The organism is Pseudomonas sp. PGPR N4, from assembly GCF_059693665.1.
Window position 1 is genome coordinate 534,091 of the sequence record NZ_JCAUKV010000001.1, and the last position, 17,631, is coordinate 551,721.

Genomic DNA, 17,631 nt, shown 5'->3' on the forward strand with positions numbered 1-17,631 from the left:
TATTTTGCGTACTAACGTACCAGGTTTTGGCTGCAATCGTTGGGTTGATTGCCCAGCGAGCCGCAGCGCTGACAAAGCGCTGCGGCAGGCCGATCAGTGCGGAGCGCGGATGATCGTCTTGAGCAGGTCTTCCGGGCTGATATGCCCAACCACCTGCTGGACGCCGCCACTGCCTGGCGAAGGCAGGTCGATGATGTGCGAGCGCATCTTGCCGACAACATGCATCTCACACGGCTTGCAATCGAACTTCAAAGTCAGCACTTCGTCGCCCTGGATCAATTGCATCGGTGCAACCTTGGTGCGTACGCCGGTCACGCCTTTGGCCTGTTTCGGGCACAGGTTGAACGAGAACCGCAAACAGTGCTTGGTGATCATCACCGGCACTTCGCCCAGCTCTTCGTGAGCCTCGTAGGCGGCGTCGATCAACTGCACACCGTGGCGGTGATAAAACGCCCGGGCCTTCTCGTTGTAGACGTTGGCCAGGAACGACAGGTGCGATTCCGGATACACCGGCGGCGGGTTGCTTTCGGCCTTGCGTGCACCGCGTGGGTGGGCGGCGATCCGTGCTGCGGTCAGCGCCTCGATGGCCTCACGGCGCAGGGCCTTGAGCTGCGAGTTGGGGATGAAGAACGCCTGCGGTGCATCCAGCTCGATAGCGCTGGCGTGGTACTGGGTGGTGCCCAGTTGGCCGAGCAGGTCATGCAGTTGATCGAGCGCCTGTTGCGGCTTGTTGGCTGGGCCAAACGGGCCGTCGAGGGCGACGCTGACGCTGATGCCTTCTTCACTGGTGGCGGTCAGCTGCAGACGCTGCTCGCTCAGTTGCGCCTGCCAGGCCACGCCGACCCGGCGCTCCGCGGAGGTGCGCTGCAAGGCCTGCTGCCAGTTGTGATCGAGGTTGCGCGACAGCGGATGGTTCGGCTTGAGCCGGTACATGCCATCCGGCATCTCGTTGGGCTCGACCCGGTAACGGTAGCGCGGTGCACCGTCTTCCTCGAACTCGCCCTTGAGCTCGGCGATGTTGGCGCGGAAACCCACCACTTCGCGCTTGACCAGCACGTTGAGGCCGTCACCGTTGCTCAATGGCACCTCGGTGACCACCTGCATGTCACGCTTGCCGACCTTTTCCACCACGCCTACCGGCAGGCCGGTGAAGGTGGGCGAGTCGAACGCGCCGATGTCGATCTTGCGGTCGCTGACGAAGTAGTCAGTGCTGCCGCGGTGGAAGGTCTTGTCCGGGTCGGGCATGAAGAAGTGTTCGGTGCGGCCACTGGAAGCACGCGCCAGCTCGGGGCGGTTCTCCAGAATCGCATCGAGCTCTTTGCGGTAATGGGCAGTGATGTTCTTCACATAGCCCATGTCCTTGTAGCGGCCCTCGATCTTGAACGAGCGCACGCCGGCATCGACCAGATCGCTGAGGTTGGCGGTCTGGTTGTTGTCTTTCATCGACAGCAGGTGCTTCTCGAACGCTACTACTCGGCCCTGATCATCCTTGAGCGTGTACGGCAGGCGGCAGGCCTGCGAGCAGTCGCCACGGTTGGCGCTGCGCCCGGTCTGCGCCTGGGAGATATTGCACTGGCCGGAGAACGCCACGCACAGCGCGCCATGGATGAAGAACTCGATGGCCGCATCGGTTTCGCTGGCAATCGCGCGGATCTCTTGCAGGTTGAGTTCACGCGCCAGCACCAGCTGGGAGAAGCCGGCCTGATCGAGGAAACGCGCCCGAGCCAGGGTGCGGATGTCGGTCTGGGTGCTGGCGTGCAGCTCGATCGGCGGGATGTCCAGCTCCATCACCCCAAGGTCCTGCACGATCAACGCATCGACGCCGGCATCGTACAGCTGATGGATCAGCTTGCGCGCTGGCTCCAGCTCGTTGTCATGGAGGATGGTGTTGATGGTGGTGAACACCCGCGCATGGTAGCGCCGGGCGAACTCGACCAGTTCGGCGATCTCGCTGACTTCGTTGCAGGCGTTGTGCCGCGCGCCGAAGCTCGGGCCGCCGATATAGATGGCGTCAGCGCCGTGCAGGATGGCTTCGCGGGCAATCGCCACGTCGCGGGCAGGGCTGAGCAGTTCCAGGTGATTCTTGGGCAAGGACATGGCTTTATTTTTTCGGGCTGTCACGGTTTAGGCGGGCATTGTAACGGTGAAACGCTCACGCGGCACCTGCGCGCTGCCCGATGGTGAGTCGGTACTGGTCAATTAGCTTGAACGCCTGCGCTTGCCACCCGGTCGTACTTGAAAACATAGCCCGACCGACCGTGATGAGGCCCCGACCATGAGCGACACCCCGACCGACCCTAGCGGCCAGGCCATCAGCCTGAGCTTGAACGGAACGCCCCGGCAGCTGCAGGTGCAGCCCTGGACCACCTTGCTTGACCTACTGCGCGAGCAGCTCGACCTGACCGGTACCAAGAAAGGCTGCGACCACGGCCAGTGCGGCGCCTGCACAGTGCTGCGCAATGGCCGCCGGGTCAACGCCTGCCTGACCCTGGCGATCATGTGCGATGGCGACCAGCTGACCACCATCGAAGGGGTCGCAGACGGCGACAGCCTGCACCCGCTGCAACAAGCCTTCATCGAGCATGATGCCTTCCAATGCGGCTACTGCACCCCCGGGCAGATCTGCTCGGCGCTGGGCATGGCCAACGAAGGCCGCGTGCGCAGCCGTGACGAAATCAAGGAAGCCATGAGTGGCAACCTGTGCCGCTGCGGTGCCTACAGCAATATTCTCGATGCCGTGGAAGCGACCTTGCCGTTGATTCATGGAGGGCCGCGGCCATGACTCCGTTCCAGTACAGCAAGCCCACCAGCATCGACGCCGCTTTGGCCCTGACCGGCCCACAGGCGCGGTTTATCGCTGGCGGCACCAACCTGCTCGACCTGATGAAGGAAAACCTCGACCAGCCCGAACACCTGATCGACATCACCGGCCTGCCGCTGGACCAAGTCAGCGAAACCGAGGCGGGCGGGCTGCTGGTCGGTGCGCTGGTAAGCAACGCCGAGCTGGCCTGGCATCCCCTCGTCGAACAGGCCTATCCGCTGCTCAGCCAGGCGATCCTGGCTGGTGCTTCGCCGCAGTTGCGTAACATGGCCAGCACTGGTGGCAACCTGCTGCAGCGCACCCGGTGCTACTACTTCTATGACGCCGGCACGCCGTGCAACAAGCGCGAACCTGGCTCGGGCTGCCCAGCCCGTGATGGCCTCAACCGCATCCATGCGATTCTCGGCGCCAGTGACAGCTGCGTTGCGGTGCACCCTTCGGACATGTGTGTGGCGCTGGCAGCGCTTGAGGCGCGGGTACATGTGCAGGGCAAGGCTGGCGTGCGCCAGATCGACTTTGCCGACTTCCACCGCCTGCCGGGTGACAGCCCGCAGCGCGACAACCAACTGGCCGACGATGAACTGATCACCGCCATCGAGCTGCCGGCGCCGCAGTTCAGCCTGCACAGCCGCTACCTCAAGGTGCGTGATCGGGCCTCCTATGCGTTTGCGCTGGTCTCGGTTGCTGCCGCGCTGGAACTGGACGGCGACAAGATCGTCAGCGCCCGGCTGGCGCTTGGCGGCGTCGCCCACAAGCCTTGGCGCAACCCAGCGGTGGAGCAGATGCTGCAGGGCCGCGCTGCCACCGGCGAGAGCTTCGCCGCTGCGGCGGACATGCTCCTGGCCGATGCCCAGCCACTGGCGCACAACGCCTTCAAGATCAAGCTGGCCCACGCGGCCATCGTCCGCGCCTTCACTGAAGCTGCCGCAACAGGAGTTGCCTGATGAATACCTTGAAACCCGTTAGCGGCCAGCCCATGGACCGCGTCGACGGCCCGGCCAAGGTCACCGGTCAGGCCCGTTACGCTGCCGAATACCCCACCCCTGATTTGCTCCACGGCAGCGTGGTCTCGAGCACCATCGCCCGCGGCCGTGTGCGCCATATCGACTGCGAGGCAGCATTGCGCCTGCCAGGCGTGGTGGCGGTGCTGCACCATCAGAACCGGCCAAAGCTGGCGGGCGAAGACGAGCAGTACGAAGACGCTGATTCGGCCGATGGCTCGCCGTTTCGCCCGCTATACAACGACCGTGTGCTCTACAGCGGTCAGCCGCTGGCACTGGTCGTCGCCGACAACCTCGAACTGGCCCGGCATGCCGGTACGCTGGTGCGCATCGAATACGAAACCGACGCCCATCAGACCGATCTGCTCGCCGGGCAGGCCCATCCCGCGCCGGCTGAGCTTCCCAAACCCCGCGGCGACTTCCAGCAAGCCTATGACGCTGCACAGGTGCGGGTCGATGCTACTTACAGCACCCCGATCGAGCATCACAACCCGATGGAGCCGCACGCGTCCACGGTCATCTACCACCCAGGCGGCAATCTGGAAGTCCACGACAAGACCCAAGGCACGCAGAATTGCCGTGATTATCTGCACAGCGTGTTCGGCCTGCCCAAGGAGAAACTGCGAGTATTCGCGGCCTATGTCGGCGGCGCGTTCGGCTCTGGTTTGCGCCCGCAGTATCAGTTGCCACTGGCCGTGATGGCGGCGCTGCAACTGCAGCGCTCAGTGCGCGTCACCCTGACGCGCCAGCAAATGTTCACCTTCGGCTACCGCCCACGCACTGTGCAGCAGTTGCGCCTGGCCGCTGACGCGCAGGGCAAGCTGCAGGCGATCCATCACGCCGCTACCGGCCAGACCTCGCGCTTCGAAGACTTCAGCGAGCACGTGGTCGAATGGAGCGGCATGCTCTACCAGTGTAACAACGTGGCCATGGACTACCGCCTGGTGCCGCTGGATGTCTACACGCCGCTGGACATGCGTGCGCCTGGCGCGGCGCTGGGCTTGATTGGCCTGGAATGTGCGATGGACGAGCTGGCGGTGGAACTGGGCATGGACCCGGTCGAGTTGCGCCGGCAGAACTTTGCCGAGAGCAACGGCAACGAAGGCAAACCGTATTCCAGCAAAGCTCTGCTGGACTGCTACAGCCAAGGCGCTGAACGCTTTGGCTGGGCCGCCCGCAACCCGCAGCCACGCAGCATGCGCGAAGGCCACGAACTGATCGGCTGGGGCATGGCCGGTGGTGTCTGGGAGGCGATGCAGATGAAAGCCAGCGCCCGTGCGCGCCTCGATGCCCACGGCCAGTTGGTGGTGAGCAGCGCGACCACCGATATCGGCACCGGCACCTATACCGTCATGACCCAGATTGCGGCTGACGCCATGGGCATGGCGCCGGGCGAGGTGACCTTCCTGCTGGGCGATTCGGCACTGCCGACCGCGCCATTGCAGGGCGGCTCGTTTACGGTGTCATCGGTCGGCTCAGCAGTGCGCCAGGCCTGTGAAGTGCTGCGTGGCAAACTGCTGATGGCGGCGCGTAGCTGTTATCCGGAGCTGGCCGGTCATCCGGCTGAGGACATGGTTATCAGTGAGGGTGAGCTGCACGTTGGTCGCCGCCGTTATCCGCTGGGCGAGATACTGCCGCGCAGTGGCCTGGAGGCGAAGGTGGTGTGCGAGCCCGATGCCCGCCGTGACGGCTATGCAACGGCAACGCACTCAGCGGTATTCGTTGAGGTGCGGGTCGATGAGGAGCTCGGTACGGTGCGTCTTGGGCGGGTTGTCAGTGCGATTGCAGCGGGGCGGGTGATCAATCCGAAGATGGCCCGCAGCCAGATTCTCGGTGGGGTGGTCTGGGGCGTCAGCATGGCGCTGCATGAAGAGACCTTGATCGACCATGAACTAGGCCGCTACATGAACCACAACCTGGCGGAGTACCACATTCCGGTACAGGCGGATTTCGCCGACATCGACGTGCTGTTCGTGGACGAACCGGACGAGATCGTCAACGCCCTCGGCTCCAAGGGCGTCGGTGAGATCGGTATCGTCGGGGTGCCGGCGGCGGTGGCCAATGCGGTGTATCACGCCACTGGCAAGCGGATGCGTGAGTTCCCGTTGACTATTGATCGAGTGCTTGATTGAGGCTGACTCCGGCTGCAGCGGCCTGGATCGAGGCTGCTGCAGCCGGGGCAGGGGTCAGAACTGGTATTCCATGCCGGCGCCGGCGTACCAGGAACGGCCGGGGGCTGCTTCGTAGTAGCGCTGGTTTCCATCGCCGACAATCACCGAACCGACGTATTGGCGATCGGTCAGGTTGTCCAACCGCAGCAGTTGATGGAAGGTCCATGGGCCAAGGTTCTGCTCGAAGCGCGTGCGCCAGTTGAATACGGTATAGGCCGGCGCAGCGGTCTGTTGATTGCTGTCCTCAACGTAGACTTTGCTGCGATATTGGCCCTCAAGGCCCATGCTGATCCCTGGATGCGGTTTCCACACGAGCTCGGCAAATAGACTGCTGCGCGGTACGCCAGGCAAATTGTTGCCTTTCTCGATGGTGCTGCTGCCTTGGCTGACGGATTCGTCATAGGTTGCATCAAGCAGCGTGTAGGCGACGTTTGCCTGCCATTGTTCGCTCAGCTCCCGTTGCACACCAAGCTCCAGGCCGCGTCGCAGTGTCTGGCCGGCGTTTTGGTAACTGGTGCGACCGTTGCTTGAAGCAAATACCACCACTTCGTCTTCGGTCTGAATCTCGAACAGCGCCAGGTTGATCCGGGTGCGCTCGTCTGGACGGGCTTTAAGGCCGATCTCGTACTGGGTGCTGGTCGCGGGTTTGAGGCCGAAGTTGAAGCCTTCCACGGCACCTGGCGCATAGGCCATCTCGGCCTGCGTCGGGGTCTCGAACGCCTTGCCAGCGCTGACGTAGCCGTGCAGCTCAGGGGTGAAGGCGTACATCACCGACAGTGTCGGCGTGGTGCGTTGATACTTTTTCGAGCCGCTGGAATCGCCATTGGCCAGGTACTTGTCGTTGACCTCCATTTCCATGCTGCTGCGGCGCAGGCCAGCGTCCACGGTCCAGCGGTCGAGTTGCCAGTGGGCTTGTAGATAAGGGTCGAGGCTGGTGGCGGTGTCCTTCTCGTCGCGACGCAGTTCACCTTTGACGCCCAGCGTGTCGCCGCTGAAGTTCTGGAAGCCGCGGCGGTCGTCCGTGCTGCGGTCGTAATCGGCGCCGGCGGTGAGGGTCAGGGCACCGTAGGCGACTTCGACCGGTTGAACCCAGCGCAAGGTGCCACCGTGGAACTCCCGGTCGAAATCGACCACGCCACCGCCGCGGTTGTTGGGCGCTGTGCCTCGGGGGATCGACAGATACTGAATCACACTGCGCTTGCCCGCATACAGATTGACCTGCAAGGTCGCGTCACCGAAGTAACGCTCGTAATTCATCCCCATTTGCTGGTGATGGATGCTTTTGCGCGTGTTGTATTCTTCGGCGCGGCTGCTCACTGAGCGCGGATCAGCCTTGTAACCTTGCCAGGTCTGCCCCAGCGGGTCCTGCGTGCCGTTCTGCTCCAAAGTGCTGAAGATCAATGCCAGGCGGCTGTCTTCATCGGGGCGCACATGCACCTTGGCAAAGGTCTGGTCGCGCCGGGCCGCACTGTGGTCGCGGTAGCCATCGGTGTCCAAGCGAGAAGCATCGAGGACGAACCCGGCATAGTCATTGCCACCCTCGCCGTAGACATGGTTCTTGTTGAAGCCATCGCTGCCAAAGGTGGTGTCGACGCCGACTTTGGGCGCCCCGGCGCCATCGCGGGAGAACATCTGGATCACGCCGCCGGCATTGCTGCCGTAGATCGCCGACGCAGGGCCGCGCAGCACTTCGATGCGCTCGGCCACATCGAGGTTGAGCGAGGCTGCCTGGCCCTGGCCATCGGGCGTACTTGCCGGGATTCCATCGCTGAGCAGCTTGATCCCGCGAATGCCAAATGCCGATCTAGCGCCATACCCGCGAGAAGATATCTGCAGGTCCTGGGCGTAGTTCTGACGGTTCTGCACCACCAGCCCGGGCACGCGATTGAGCGCCTCGGACAAATTGACCCCCAACTGGCCATCAGCGATCTGCGCGCGCTCCACGGTGTCGATGGAGTAGGGCAGGTCGAAGCTCTGGTTGGGTGCATAGGTGCCCGTGACTACCACCGGCTCGAGCAGGTTGAAGGTGGTTGCAGGCTCGGCATGGGCCAGGCTGCACAGGCCGAGGGTTGGCAGTAGAACGGTGAAATGGCGACGCATGGGGCTTCCTGCTGCTTGAAGCGGTGATAAATGTGCGGTTCACGCGGTCTCCGTAGGAGCGGCCTAGTGTCGCGAAAGGGCTGCGTAGCGGCCCCAGGATCTGCGCCACGCCGCAAAATCGCCGGGGCCGCTACGCGCCCCTTTCGCGACACTAGGCCGCTCCTACAGGGGGATCGCGTCAGGCTTTGGCGGCCATTGCGGTTACTTCTACGCGCATGCCTTCCACTGCCAGTGAGGCCACGCCAACGGCGGCCCGGACCGGCCATGGCTGGCTGAAGAAGCGCTGGTAGACCTCGTTGAATGCAGGCCGGTCGGCCATGTCGGTGAGGTAGATGGTCAAGTGCAGCACACGGTCCATGGAACTGCCAGCGCGCTCCAGGGCAGTTTTCAGCGCCTGCAGAGTGCATTCGCTTTGCTCGACAATCCCGCCCAGCTCCAGGCTGCCGTCTGCCCGGGTCGGGATCTGCGTGCTCACCAGCAAATTGCCGAAGCCGGTCACGTCGGACGAGATCGACTCCGGGTCTGGGTCTGGAATGAAGGTAATGTCTGCATTTGCCATGGGAATAGATGCCTAGCACGGGAGGAAAGGCGCAAGCCTACGTGAGCGAGCCGGGCCGGTCGAGCCGCCGCTGGGCCATTGAAATTGAAATAGTAGGCATTGCCGTTCAGAATCGCGGCCATTTGGCCGAGCGCACAGCCTCGGTTATGCAGAAGGAACAGGGCTTGAACGAACACACACTTTCGCAGCGCCTGGAACGGGTCGCGGCGAACGTGCCGGCATCTGCGCGGCTGGCGGATATTGGCTCGGACCACGGTTACCTGCCGGTGGCGTTGATGCTGCGCGGGGCGATTGAGTTTGCCGTGGCTGGCGAAGTGGCGCAGACGCCGTTTCACTCGGCGCAGCGCAAGGTGCGTAAAAATGGCCTGGAGCAGCGTATCGCCGTGCGCCTGGCGGATGGCCTGGCGGCGATCGAGGCGAGTGACCGGATCGATGTGGTCAGCCTGTGCGGTATGGGCGGCGAGACCATGTGCGAGATATTCGAGCGCGGCAAGAATCACCTGGCTGGCAGCGAGCGGTTGATCATGCAACCCAACGGTGGCGAGCAGGAGCTGCGCACCTGGCTGATGAACAACGGTTACCGCATCGAGCATGAAGAGGTCCTGCGCGAGAACCGCTTCGACTACGAGATCATCGTTGCCGTGCCGGCTGCTGACGTGGTCTACACGCCGCAGCAGCTATTGTTTGGCCCGCGCTTGATGGAGCAGCGCAGCGAGGCGTTTCTGGGCAAGTGGCGCCGCGTGCTGCGTCAGCGCCAGCAGACCCTGGCGCACTTCGAGCATGCGCAAGAGGTGCCGCAGGCCAAGGCCCGGCTGTTCAGCAAGCAGGTCGAGTGGATTACTCAACTGCTGGCCGGGGCCTGATCGATTACATCTGCGAGCAGTTACCCATCTCGCGGAAGCTGATGTCGTGGCGCTGGCCTTGCTGGTCCAGATAGGCCATCCGCGCGGTGCCCACCTTGCAGTCTTCGATGTCGCTTGCCGGGGTAATGGAAATCACCTTGGCAACGTCCAACGGCATGCCGTAGTGGTATTGCTCAACCGCTGCGGGTACTGGTTGTTGATCGCCCTGGTCGGCGTAGGCAACGGTGGCAGCCACTGAGCTGAGAAGGGCAAAAATTGTGATAACGGCTTTCATGATGAGCTCCTCTTACGTATGAGCCATGATGCATTGCTTGGCGATTCACAATAAATGGCCTGCAACGTGATAGATTGCTGCTCTTGATGTACGAATTAAATTTCAGGAGCGCGCTTCCATGGACATGCTGCATGCCATGCGGACTTTCACCCGGGTAGTCGATTGCGGCAGTTTCGCGGGCGCCGCCAATGCCCTCGACATCTCTGCCGCCCAGGTCTCACGCATCGTCGCCGAGCTTGAAAACCAGTTGCAGACTCGCCTGCTGCATCGCACCACCCGGCGCCTGCGCATGAGCGAGGCGGGCGAGCGATTCCTTGAGCGGGCGCGGCAGATCCTGTTGCTCAGTGAAGAGGCCATGGACGAAGCGCGCGGCGCGCACCTTACCCCGCGCGGGCGGCTGCGGGTGCACTCCACCCATGGCTTGGGCCTGCTGATGATGCCGCTGGTGGCGGCCTATCAGGCGGCCTGCCCGGAAGTGGTGATGGAGCTGACCCTGTCGCAGCGCAACCCCGATCCGCTCGATGAGGGCCACGACGTGGTCATCACCATCGGCCGCGGCTTGCCGGATTCGCAGCTGATTGCCATCCCCCTGGGCGGCATCTACAGCATCCTTTGTGCCTCACCTGACTATCTGGCGCGTCACGGCGTGCCCGAGCGACCAGAGGACCTGCAGCAGCATGTGTGCATGCGCATGGGCGACCCATTGTTCGAAGAGGACTGGGTGTTTGAACAAGCGGCCGAGAGCTGCGTGATTCAACCGCAGCAGACCTTCCTGACCAACGTCGCGGATGCCATGTTGCAGGCTACCGAGCTGGGTATGGGGATTGGCTTGATTCCGTATTTTTCCGCGACCAGGGCCATCGAGCAGGGACGGCTATGCCGGGTATTGGCGCCACATCGTCTGCGGCAGCGGGAGATTTATGCGATCTATCCGTCCCGGCACTATCTGGATGCCAAGGTGCGGACCTGGCTGGACATGCTCAAGGAGCAGTTGCCGCTGATGTTCCAGGCGCATGAACAGGTAGTCGAAGAACAGCGCCACTGGCGCTGATTGAACTGAAGCGCGGCGCTGCAGGTTTCCCTACAGCGCCCCTGCAATCAATGATCGTCTTGTTCGGCACTGCTCGAGTCGCTTGGCCCAGGGGTCTTGCCATCTGCGCCATCGGAGTCGGTACCGGTATCGCTGCTGTCGTTATCCGGGCTGCCGCCTGGGCTGTTGACGCTGCTGCCATCACCGGCGGTGCTGCCACGCGGTTGGTCGCCAGAGGACTGTTCAGTGGTGGACTTGCCGCTGTTCATGTCTGTGGCAGCAATGCTGACGGTAGAAGCAAGGCCCAACGACAGGGCAAGAACTAACGGAAGCGGGCGGAAGCGAACCATGGTGAATCTCCTGTAAGGATGATCGTCATGTGTTCGGCCACGCCAGCGGGGGCAGGGTGCCCGTCGGGCGACGAGCGGTCATGCCCCCGGCGCGGGTCAGGCGTGTTCTGCAGCAGGCGCCGGCGCCTGGGTTTCAGCCATCGACGGGTGCTCCTGCACGGCATGGCGCAGTTCTTCGGTCACCCGCAGTTCGGCGCCACTCGGCGAGAACGTGGTGCTCGCAGCAAACGGCGCGGGATGCTCCGGTGCCGGCCGCTTGCCGCGGCGCCAGAGGAAGAAGCTGACCATGGCCAGGTTGATCACGGCAAAGGCCCAGAACAGGCCGACTTCGCCGTACGAGGTCATCACCGGCGAAATCGCCAGCGGCGCCATTGCCGAGCCCAGCGAGTTGATCAGCAGCAGGCCCTGGATCATCGGCACCAGCGCATCCGCCGGGGCGCGGTCGGCAGCGCTGCTGACCGACACCGGGTACACCGCGAACACACAGCCGCCGAGCAGGAACAGCATTGCCGGCAACAGCACCGAATTGGCCGGCAGCAGGCCGATCACCAGCGACAGCACGGTGCACAGCGCGGCCAGCGTGATCAGTACATCCTGGCGGTCCTTGCGGTCGGACCAGCGCCCCACCGGATACTGCAGCAGCATGGCGCCGAGAATCACCCAGGCCATCATGGTGCCGACTTCACCCACCGCCAGACCGATGCGCTGCAAGTACAGCGGCAGCAAGGTATACACCGCAGCGATTGCCACGCCCGAACCAAAGCAGCCGACCAGCCCGGTGGGGGCCACGCCCAGCAGCTGCCGGGGTTTGAGCGGCTCGACCTGATCGAGCACCGGCGATACCTGCGGCAGGATCACGATCGGCAGCACCGACAGCGCTGCCAGCATGCCGGCGACCATGTATGGCGCACTGGCGCCCAGGCCAGTGATCTCGCCCAACGCAGCCTGGGCCAGCACGCCAGCACCGTAGAAGGCGATCATGTAAAGGGCCAGCAGACGCCCGCGGATCTTCGCGTCGCCGGCCATCAGCAACCAGCTTTCAATCACCAGAAACACGCCGACGGCAGCCCAGCCGTTGATCAGGCGCATGGCCATCCACCAGGTGGTGTCGTAGAACAGGCCCTGCATCAGGCTGGTGGCGGCGATCAGCGCGGCGAAGCTGCTGTAGGCACGGATGTGGCCGATGCGCAGGATCAGCCGGTCATTGAACAGGGCGCCCAGGGTCAGGCCGATGAAGTAGGCCGAAGAGACGATACCGATCATCGTCGCCGATTCGCCCGCCGTACCCAGTTGCAGTGTGGTCAACGAAGACATGAAACCATTGCCCAGGGCCATGATGAACAGCCCAAGCAGGGGCGCCAGCGCCATGGCCAGCAAACGCGGAGACATACATACCTCAAGAAGAAATCAGCAGATGTGTGCCTTTTTGCCGCGCAGGCTGGGCCGGGCCATTGCGGACCGGTAGCGAGGGTGCCTGTAGCAGGGTGACTGGCGAAAAGGAGGCGCGATTTTAAGCGTTATCCTGGATTTGCCAAGGGGGCTGGCCCTGCGACCATCCGCCGCAGGATCAACGGTCGGCGTGTTGATGCAGCAGCCCGCGCTGTCAGGCGTGGCCATCCGCCAGCCGTGGCGGCTGAAACAACTGCCGAATCAACTCGCGCAACCAGCGATTGCCGCTGTCCTGGTGGTAGCGTGCGTGCCAGTGCTGCTTGACCGTGAAGCCGTCGACCGCAAGCGGGCAATCGGTCATCTGCAGGCCATGCATGGCGGCCAGTGTCTGGCCGATATGCCGAGGGAGCGTCGCGATCAGGTCGGTCGAGCCGACCACCATGCCCAGCCCGAGAAAACCGGGCAGCTCAAGCATCACCCGGCGCTCGATGCCGGCCCGGGTCAGAGCCGCCTCGAGCAGTTTCTGGCCGGTGCCGGCACTGACTTGCACGTGTCCCTCGGTCCGGTAGCGGGTGATGCTCATGGGCTCCCCGTCAGTGGCATGCTTGGGGTTGCTCAGGCACACCCAGTCCTGCTCGAACAACACCTGCTGGTACATGCCGCCGCCCAGCCAGGGCACAAAACCAATGGCCAGGTCGGCCTCGCCTGATTCCAGCGCGCTTTCGGTATTGCCGTCGATGCGTGCCGCTTCCAGGCGGATGCCCGGCGCGTGCGAGCGCAGATGATTGAGGATGCGCGGCAGCAAGGTGATGTGGCTGGCATCGCTGACGCATAAGCGAAAACGGCGCTGCGCGGTCGCGGCGATGAATTGTGGCTCCGAGGCAGTCAGTCGGCGCAGCGATTCGAGCACCTCGCGGCACGGCCCGATCAACTGGTCGGCCCGCGGCGTGGGCGCCATGCCGCCGGGGGTGCGTACAAACAAGGGGTCGTTCAGTTGCTCGCGCAGGCGTGCCAGCCAGATGCTGATGGTCGGCTGGCTCTGGCCCAGTTGCTCGGCGGCGCGGGTCACGCTGCGGCAGTTGTAGAGGACATCGAGCAGGCGCAGCAGCTTGGGATCTGGCAGGGCATCCAACGGGGTCATTATTGTAATTCTCAATAGTGCTATTGAGGCCATTGTATAGCCCAAATAAGCCCGCCTGCCTAATGTAGTCGCAAAGCACAGGAGGCTTGCGACGTGAAAATCTGCATTCTTGGAGCCGGCGCCCTCGGTTGCGCCATTGGCGCTGCCTTGAGCGAGGCGGGGCATGAAACCTGGTTGTTGAACCGCGGCCAGGCGCATGTCGCTGCGATCAACCAGCACGGCCTGCACGTCAACGATGAGCGTGGCGAGCGCCACGTGCGGGTCAACGCCAGCGTCGATGCCGAAGAGATCGGCGCGGCCGATCTGGTGGTGGTGCTGGTCAAGTCGTTCCATACCGCTGAAGCGATTGCCGGCGCCACTGCCTTGATCGGCCCGCAGACGCTGGTGCTGTCACTGCAGAACGGCCTGGGTCACGAGGACATCCTGGCCGAGGCGGTCGGTCGCGAGCGGGTATTGGCCGGCAAGACCTACGTCGGTGGCGTGCTGCTGGCGCCCGGCTCGATCCGCGCCGGGGTAGCCGGCAAGCAGACCTTTATCGGCGAGCTCGACGGCCAGTTGACGCCACGGGTGCAAGCCATTGCCGACGCCTTCAACGGCGCCGGGCTGGCCACCATTGTCAGCGACAACATCCTCGGCACCATGTGGGACAAGCTGTTGGTCAACGTCGCCACCGGCGCGCTCAGCGGCATCACCATGCTCAGCTATGGCCAGCTGTACAGCGAACCGCTGCTCGAGAGCACGGCCAAGGCAGCGGTGGCCGAAGCCATCGCGGTCGCCGAGCGGGCCGGTATCCGCCTCAGCCTGACCAGCCCAGAAGCTGCCTGGCAACTGGCTGCCGAAGGCCTGCCGGCGAGTTTTCGCACCTCGATGCTGCAGAGCCTGGAAAAAGGCTCGATCACCGAAATCGACTTCATTAACGGCTCCGTCGTGCGCTGGGGCCAGCGCCATGGCGTGCCCACGCCGGTCAACGCGACCCTGGTGGCCTGCATCAAAGGCATCGAACGCGCCATGGCCGACTATCAAAAGAGGGACTTCAAGTGACTGCCAAAGCCTACCTCGAACACGTTGCATTCTTCGTCAAGGACATCCACTGGCACATCGGCTTTTTCAGCGAGGTGTGCGGCATGACCATGCGTGAAGTCCAGGGCAGCCTCGAGCAGCCTGCGCAGTACTGGACCCTGGGCGGTTTGCAGTTCATCCATCAGCCGGATTTTGCCGGCCCGGAAGGGCGCATGGCCCACCTGGGCATCATGTGCGAAGACCTCGAGGCCAGCCTGGCTGCTGCGCAGCGCTTCGGCGTCACGCCATTGCCGCAAGGCTTCAACTGGTTCCGCCTGCCGGATGGCCTGGCGATCGAGCTGATTCAGGCCCGGCCGGTCAGCTGCGTAGCCCAGGCATTGGCGATTGACCCACGTGCACAGGAGCAAGCATGAACGTAGTGGAAAAATTCTGGGACGATGCCCGTGAAGGCGACGAGTGCATCAGCCCAAGCTATACCGTGACCCGTGAGCGCATTCTGGCCTATGCCGACCTTACCGGTGATCACACCCCGGTCCATGTCGACGAGGCTTACGCCAACGCCAGCCACTTTGGCTGCCTGGTTGCCCATGGCTTGTTCGGCCTGTCGATTGCCGACGGCCTCAAGACCCAATGCGAATACCGCTTCGTGCCCGGCATGTCGCTGGGCTGGACCTGGGACTTCCTCCTGCCGATCAAGGTCAACGACGTGCTCCACGTGCGCATGCGCGTCGGCTCGGTGCGCGCAAGCAAGAGCCGCCCAGGCTGGGGCATCGTGGTCTTGCCGTCGGAGCTGATCAACCAGCACGGCGAAGTGGTGCAGCGTGGCGAGCACCGGTTGATGGTCCCAAGGAGGGCGCAGGCATGAGTCAGGCATTACCACTCGCGGGCATTCGCGTCATTGATTACAGCCACTTTCTCGCCGGCCCTTACGTTGGCCGCTGCCTGGCTGCGCTGGGCGCCGAAGTGATCAAGGTTGAGCGCCCAGGCACAGGTGACGCGGGCCGCCAGCATGCCTTCACCCTGGACGAGCAGCAGAGCGGTTACTTTCTGCAGCTGAACATGGGCAAGCAGGGCGTCAGCGTCAATATGCGCGACCCGCGCGGCAAGGCCTTCATGCAGCGCCTGACCGACTCGGCCGACGTCTTCATCGAAAACTACCGGCCCGGTGCACTGGAAAAGCTCGGTCTGGGCTACAGCGAGCTGTCGGCGCGCAACCCGCGGCTGGTCTATTGCTCGATCTCGGCCTATGGCCACACCGGGCCTGATGCGCACCGCGCAGGCTTCGGCCTGATCGCCGAAGCCAAGAGCGGCATCATGCAGATGGTCGGCGTACCCGGCGAGGCGCCGCCGTTGCTGCGTATTTCGCTGGGTGACATGTACACCGGCATTCATGCCGTAGCTGCAATCAACGCGGCGTTGTTGGGCCGGGTCAGCAGTGGCCGCGGCCAGCATATCGACATGGCCCTCTACGACACGCTGGTGTCGATGCACGAATACGCCGTGCAGTGCTACACGCTGTCCGACGGCACTGTGCTGCCCGAGCAGACCGGGCATGACATGCCGACGTCGACCCTGTACGGGGTGTTCCGCGCCGCCGATGGTGACCTGGTGATCGCCGCGCAGGTGGACGACGCCTGGCAGCGCTTCGCCGCCATGCTCGAAGCCAACGGCGGCCCGAGCGGCTTTGGCAGTGACAGCCGCTTCCACAGCCTGAACGGGCGCAACGCCAATCGCGAGGACATTCTGGCGGTGGTGCGCGAGTGGGTCGGCGCGCGGCAGGTGGCGGATATCCTCGCCTTGCTCGACGGCATCGACATCCCCAGCGCCAAGGTCCAGCGCATCGACGAGGTGCTCGCCGACCCGCAGATCAAAGCCCGCAACATGGTCATCGAGCAGGAGCACCCGCGCTACGGCACCTTGCGCCTGCCCAACCTGCCGTTCCGCTTTTCGGACTGCGATACCACCATTCACCAGGTCGCCCCGGACCTCGGCCAGCACAACGCCGAAATCGCCGCCGCGCTTGGTTTCAGCCCTGAACAGATCGCTGCGATGCAGGCAGATGGGGTCTTGTTCAGCCACGGAGATGCAGCATGACTGACCGCTATACAGTGATCGGGCGGCCGATCAATCACACCAAGTCGCCGCTGATTCACGGCCTGTTTGCCCAGGTCAGCGAGCAGGTACTTGAATACGGCGCCATCGAAGGCCAACTCGACGGCTTCGAAGCGCAGGTACTGAGCTTTCGCGAGTCGGGCGGGTTGGGCATGAACATCACCGCGCCGTTCAAGCTGCGCGCGTTCGAGCTGGCCGACCGGCGCAGCGAGCGCGCCCAGTTGGCCGGTGCCGCCAACGCGCTGAAGTTTGAAGACGGGCGCATCGTTGCGGAAAACTTCGATGGCATCGGCTTGCTGCGCGACATCGAAAGCAACCTTGGCCAGCCGCTGCGCAACCGCCGCGTGCTGTTGCTCGGCGCCGGTGGTGCGGTGCGTGGTGCGCTGCTGCCGTTTCTGCAGGCAGCCCCGTTGGAGCTGGTCATCGTCAACCGCGATATGTCCAAGGCCGTGGCGCTGCGCAACGAAGTCGACCACCCGCTGCTGCGCATCAGCCGTTACGAAGAGCTGCAGGGCGAGACCTTCGATATCGTTATCAATGCCACCTCGGCCAGCCTCAGCGGCGAGCTGCCGCCGGTGCCTGCTGACGTATTGAACGGTGCCCAGCTGGCCTACGAGCTGGCCTACGGCAAAGGCCTCACGCCATTCCTGCGGCTGGCCCGCGAGCAGGGCGTGCCGAACCTGGCGGACGGCGTCGGTATGCTGGTCGAGCAGGCGGCAGAGGCGTTTGCCTGGTGGCGCGGGGTGCGGCCTGAGACGCGCGCTGTGATCAACCAACTGACCATCCCCCTCGAGTAGCGC

At 63.8% G+C, this 17,631-nt stretch carries 17 protein-coding genes; 10 read left to right on the forward strand and 7 right to left on the reverse strand.

Annotation, left to right across the window (positions count from 1 at the left end; translation table 11 throughout):
- Positions 1-93 precede the first annotated feature (93 nt).
- Positions 94-2,097 (reverse strand): peptidase U32 family protein, encoded by a 2,004-nt coding sequence (locus AC58X1_RS02365; protein ID WP_150569337.1) that lies wholly within the window; start codon positions 2,095-2,097, stop codon positions 94-96.
- A 178-nt stretch (positions 2,098-2,275) separates the two neighbouring features.
- Between AC58X1_RS02365 and AC58X1_RS02370 the strand changes: the two genes are divergently transcribed.
- Genes AC58X1_RS02370 through AC58X1_RS02380 form a run of 3 tightly spaced genes read left to right on the forward strand, consistent with a single transcriptional unit; the run spans position 2,276 to position 5,954 of the window.
- Positions 2,276-2,782 carry a (2Fe-2S)-binding protein gene (locus AC58X1_RS02370; RefSeq protein WP_497428219.1) on the forward strand — a complete coding sequence of 169 codons (507 nt, stop codon included), beginning with the start codon at positions 2,276-2,278 and terminating at the stop codon, positions 2,780-2,782.
- On the forward strand, positions 2,779-3,765 hold the full coding sequence (locus AC58X1_RS02375; protein ID WP_497428220.1) for an FAD binding domain-containing protein: 987 nt from the start codon (positions 2,779-2,781) through the stop codon (positions 3,763-3,765). The genes AC58X1_RS02370 and AC58X1_RS02375 overlap by 4 nt, the downstream gene beginning before the upstream one ends.
- Entirely contained in the window at positions 3,765-5,954 is a 2,190-nt protein-coding gene (locus AC58X1_RS02380) for a xanthine dehydrogenase family protein molybdopterin-binding subunit (protein ID WP_497428221.1), read from the forward strand. The genes AC58X1_RS02375 and AC58X1_RS02380 overlap by 1 nt, the downstream gene beginning before the upstream one ends.
- Positions 5,955-6,008: 54 nt before the next feature.
- On the opposite strand, the gene AC58X1_RS02385 is transcribed toward AC58X1_RS02380, so the two are convergent.
- Both AC58X1_RS02385 and AC58X1_RS02390 read right to left on the reverse strand, forming a co-directional pair.
- Positions 6,009-8,093 (reverse strand): TonB-dependent receptor domain-containing protein, encoded by a 2,085-nt coding sequence (locus tag AC58X1_RS02385; protein WP_497428222.1) that lies wholly within the window; start codon positions 8,091-8,093, stop codon positions 6,009-6,011.
- Between the two features lie 178 nt (positions 8,094-8,271).
- Complete coding sequence (locus AC58X1_RS02390) at positions 8,272-8,652, reverse strand: RidA family protein (protein ID WP_497428223.1); 381 nt, start codon at positions 8,650-8,652, stop codon at positions 8,272-8,274.
- Between the two features lie 164 nt (positions 8,653-8,816).
- Here AC58X1_RS02390 and AC58X1_RS02395 point away from each other — a divergent pair, with 164 nt between their 5' ends.
- On the forward strand, positions 8,817-9,515 hold the full coding sequence (locus tag AC58X1_RS02395; protein ID WP_101323010.1) for a tRNA (adenine(22)-N(1))-methyltransferase: 699 nt from the start codon (positions 8,817-8,819) through the stop codon (positions 9,513-9,515).
- 4 nt (positions 9,516-9,519) lie between these two features.
- Here the strand turns inward: AC58X1_RS02395 and AC58X1_RS02400 are convergent, their stop codons facing one another.
- Entirely contained in the window at positions 9,520-9,789 is a 270-nt protein-coding gene (locus AC58X1_RS02400; RefSeq protein WP_497428224.1) for a DUF2790 domain-containing protein, read from the reverse strand.
- Positions 9,790-9,907: 118 nt separating this feature from the next.
- Here AC58X1_RS02400 and AC58X1_RS02405 point away from each other — a divergent pair, with 118 nt between their 5' ends.
- Positions 9,908-10,840, forward strand: a complete 933-nt coding sequence (locus AC58X1_RS02405; protein ID WP_101319162.1) for a LysR family transcriptional regulator — start codon at positions 9,908-9,910, stop codon at positions 10,838-10,840.
- 47 nt (positions 10,841-10,887) lie between these two features.
- Here AC58X1_RS02405 and AC58X1_RS02410 read toward each other — a convergent pair whose 3' ends face one another.
- From AC58X1_RS02410 to AC58X1_RS02420, 3 genes are all read right to left on the reverse strand, one after another.
- Positions 10,888-11,169, reverse strand: a complete 282-nt coding sequence (locus AC58X1_RS02410) for a hypothetical protein (protein WP_150569329.1) — start codon at positions 11,167-11,169, stop codon at positions 10,888-10,890.
- A gap of 96 nt (positions 11,170-11,265) precedes the next feature.
- The gene (locus tag AC58X1_RS02415) at positions 11,266-12,558 is read right to left on the reverse strand and encodes an MFS transporter (RefSeq protein ID WP_101319166.1); all 1,293 of its coding nucleotides are present in this window, start codon (positions 12,556-12,558) and stop codon (positions 11,266-11,268) included.
- Between the two features lie 214 nt (positions 12,559-12,772).
- The gene (locus AC58X1_RS02420; protein WP_497428225.1) at positions 12,773-13,699 is read right to left on the reverse strand and encodes a LysR family transcriptional regulator; all 927 of its coding nucleotides are present in this window, start codon (positions 13,697-13,699) and stop codon (positions 12,773-12,775) included.
- Between the two features lie 93 nt (positions 13,700-13,792).
- Between AC58X1_RS02420 and AC58X1_RS02425 the strand changes: the two genes are divergently transcribed.
- Genes AC58X1_RS02425 through aroE form a run of 5 tightly spaced genes read left to right on the forward strand, consistent with a single transcriptional unit; the run spans position 13,793 to position 17,628 of the window.
- Entirely contained in the window at positions 13,793-14,740 is a 948-nt protein-coding gene (locus tag AC58X1_RS02425) for a ketopantoate reductase family protein (RefSeq protein ID WP_497428226.1), read from the forward strand.
- A complete protein-coding gene (locus AC58X1_RS02430; RefSeq protein WP_101319171.1) occupies positions 14,737-15,132 on the forward strand; it encodes a VOC family protein in 396 nt (131 codons plus the stop codon). The genes AC58X1_RS02425 and AC58X1_RS02430 overlap by 4 nt, the downstream gene beginning before the upstream one ends.
- Entirely contained in the window at positions 15,129-15,584 is a 456-nt protein-coding gene (locus AC58X1_RS02435) for a MaoC family dehydratase (RefSeq protein ID WP_150569326.1), read from the forward strand. The genes AC58X1_RS02430 and AC58X1_RS02435 overlap by 4 nt, the downstream gene beginning before the upstream one ends.
- Positions 15,581-16,813, forward strand: a complete 1,233-nt coding sequence (locus AC58X1_RS02440) for a CaiB/BaiF CoA transferase family protein (protein WP_497428227.1) — start codon at positions 15,581-15,583, stop codon at positions 16,811-16,813. The genes AC58X1_RS02435 and AC58X1_RS02440 overlap by 4 nt, the downstream gene beginning before the upstream one ends.
- On the forward strand, positions 16,810-17,628 hold the full coding sequence (aroE, locus tag AC58X1_RS02445) for a shikimate dehydrogenase (RefSeq protein WP_497428228.1): 819 nt from the start codon (positions 16,810-16,812) through the stop codon (positions 17,626-17,628). Before AC58X1_RS02440 ends, aroE begins: the two co-directional genes overlap by 4 nt.
- The last annotated feature ends 3 nt before the right edge of the window (positions 17,629-17,631 follow it).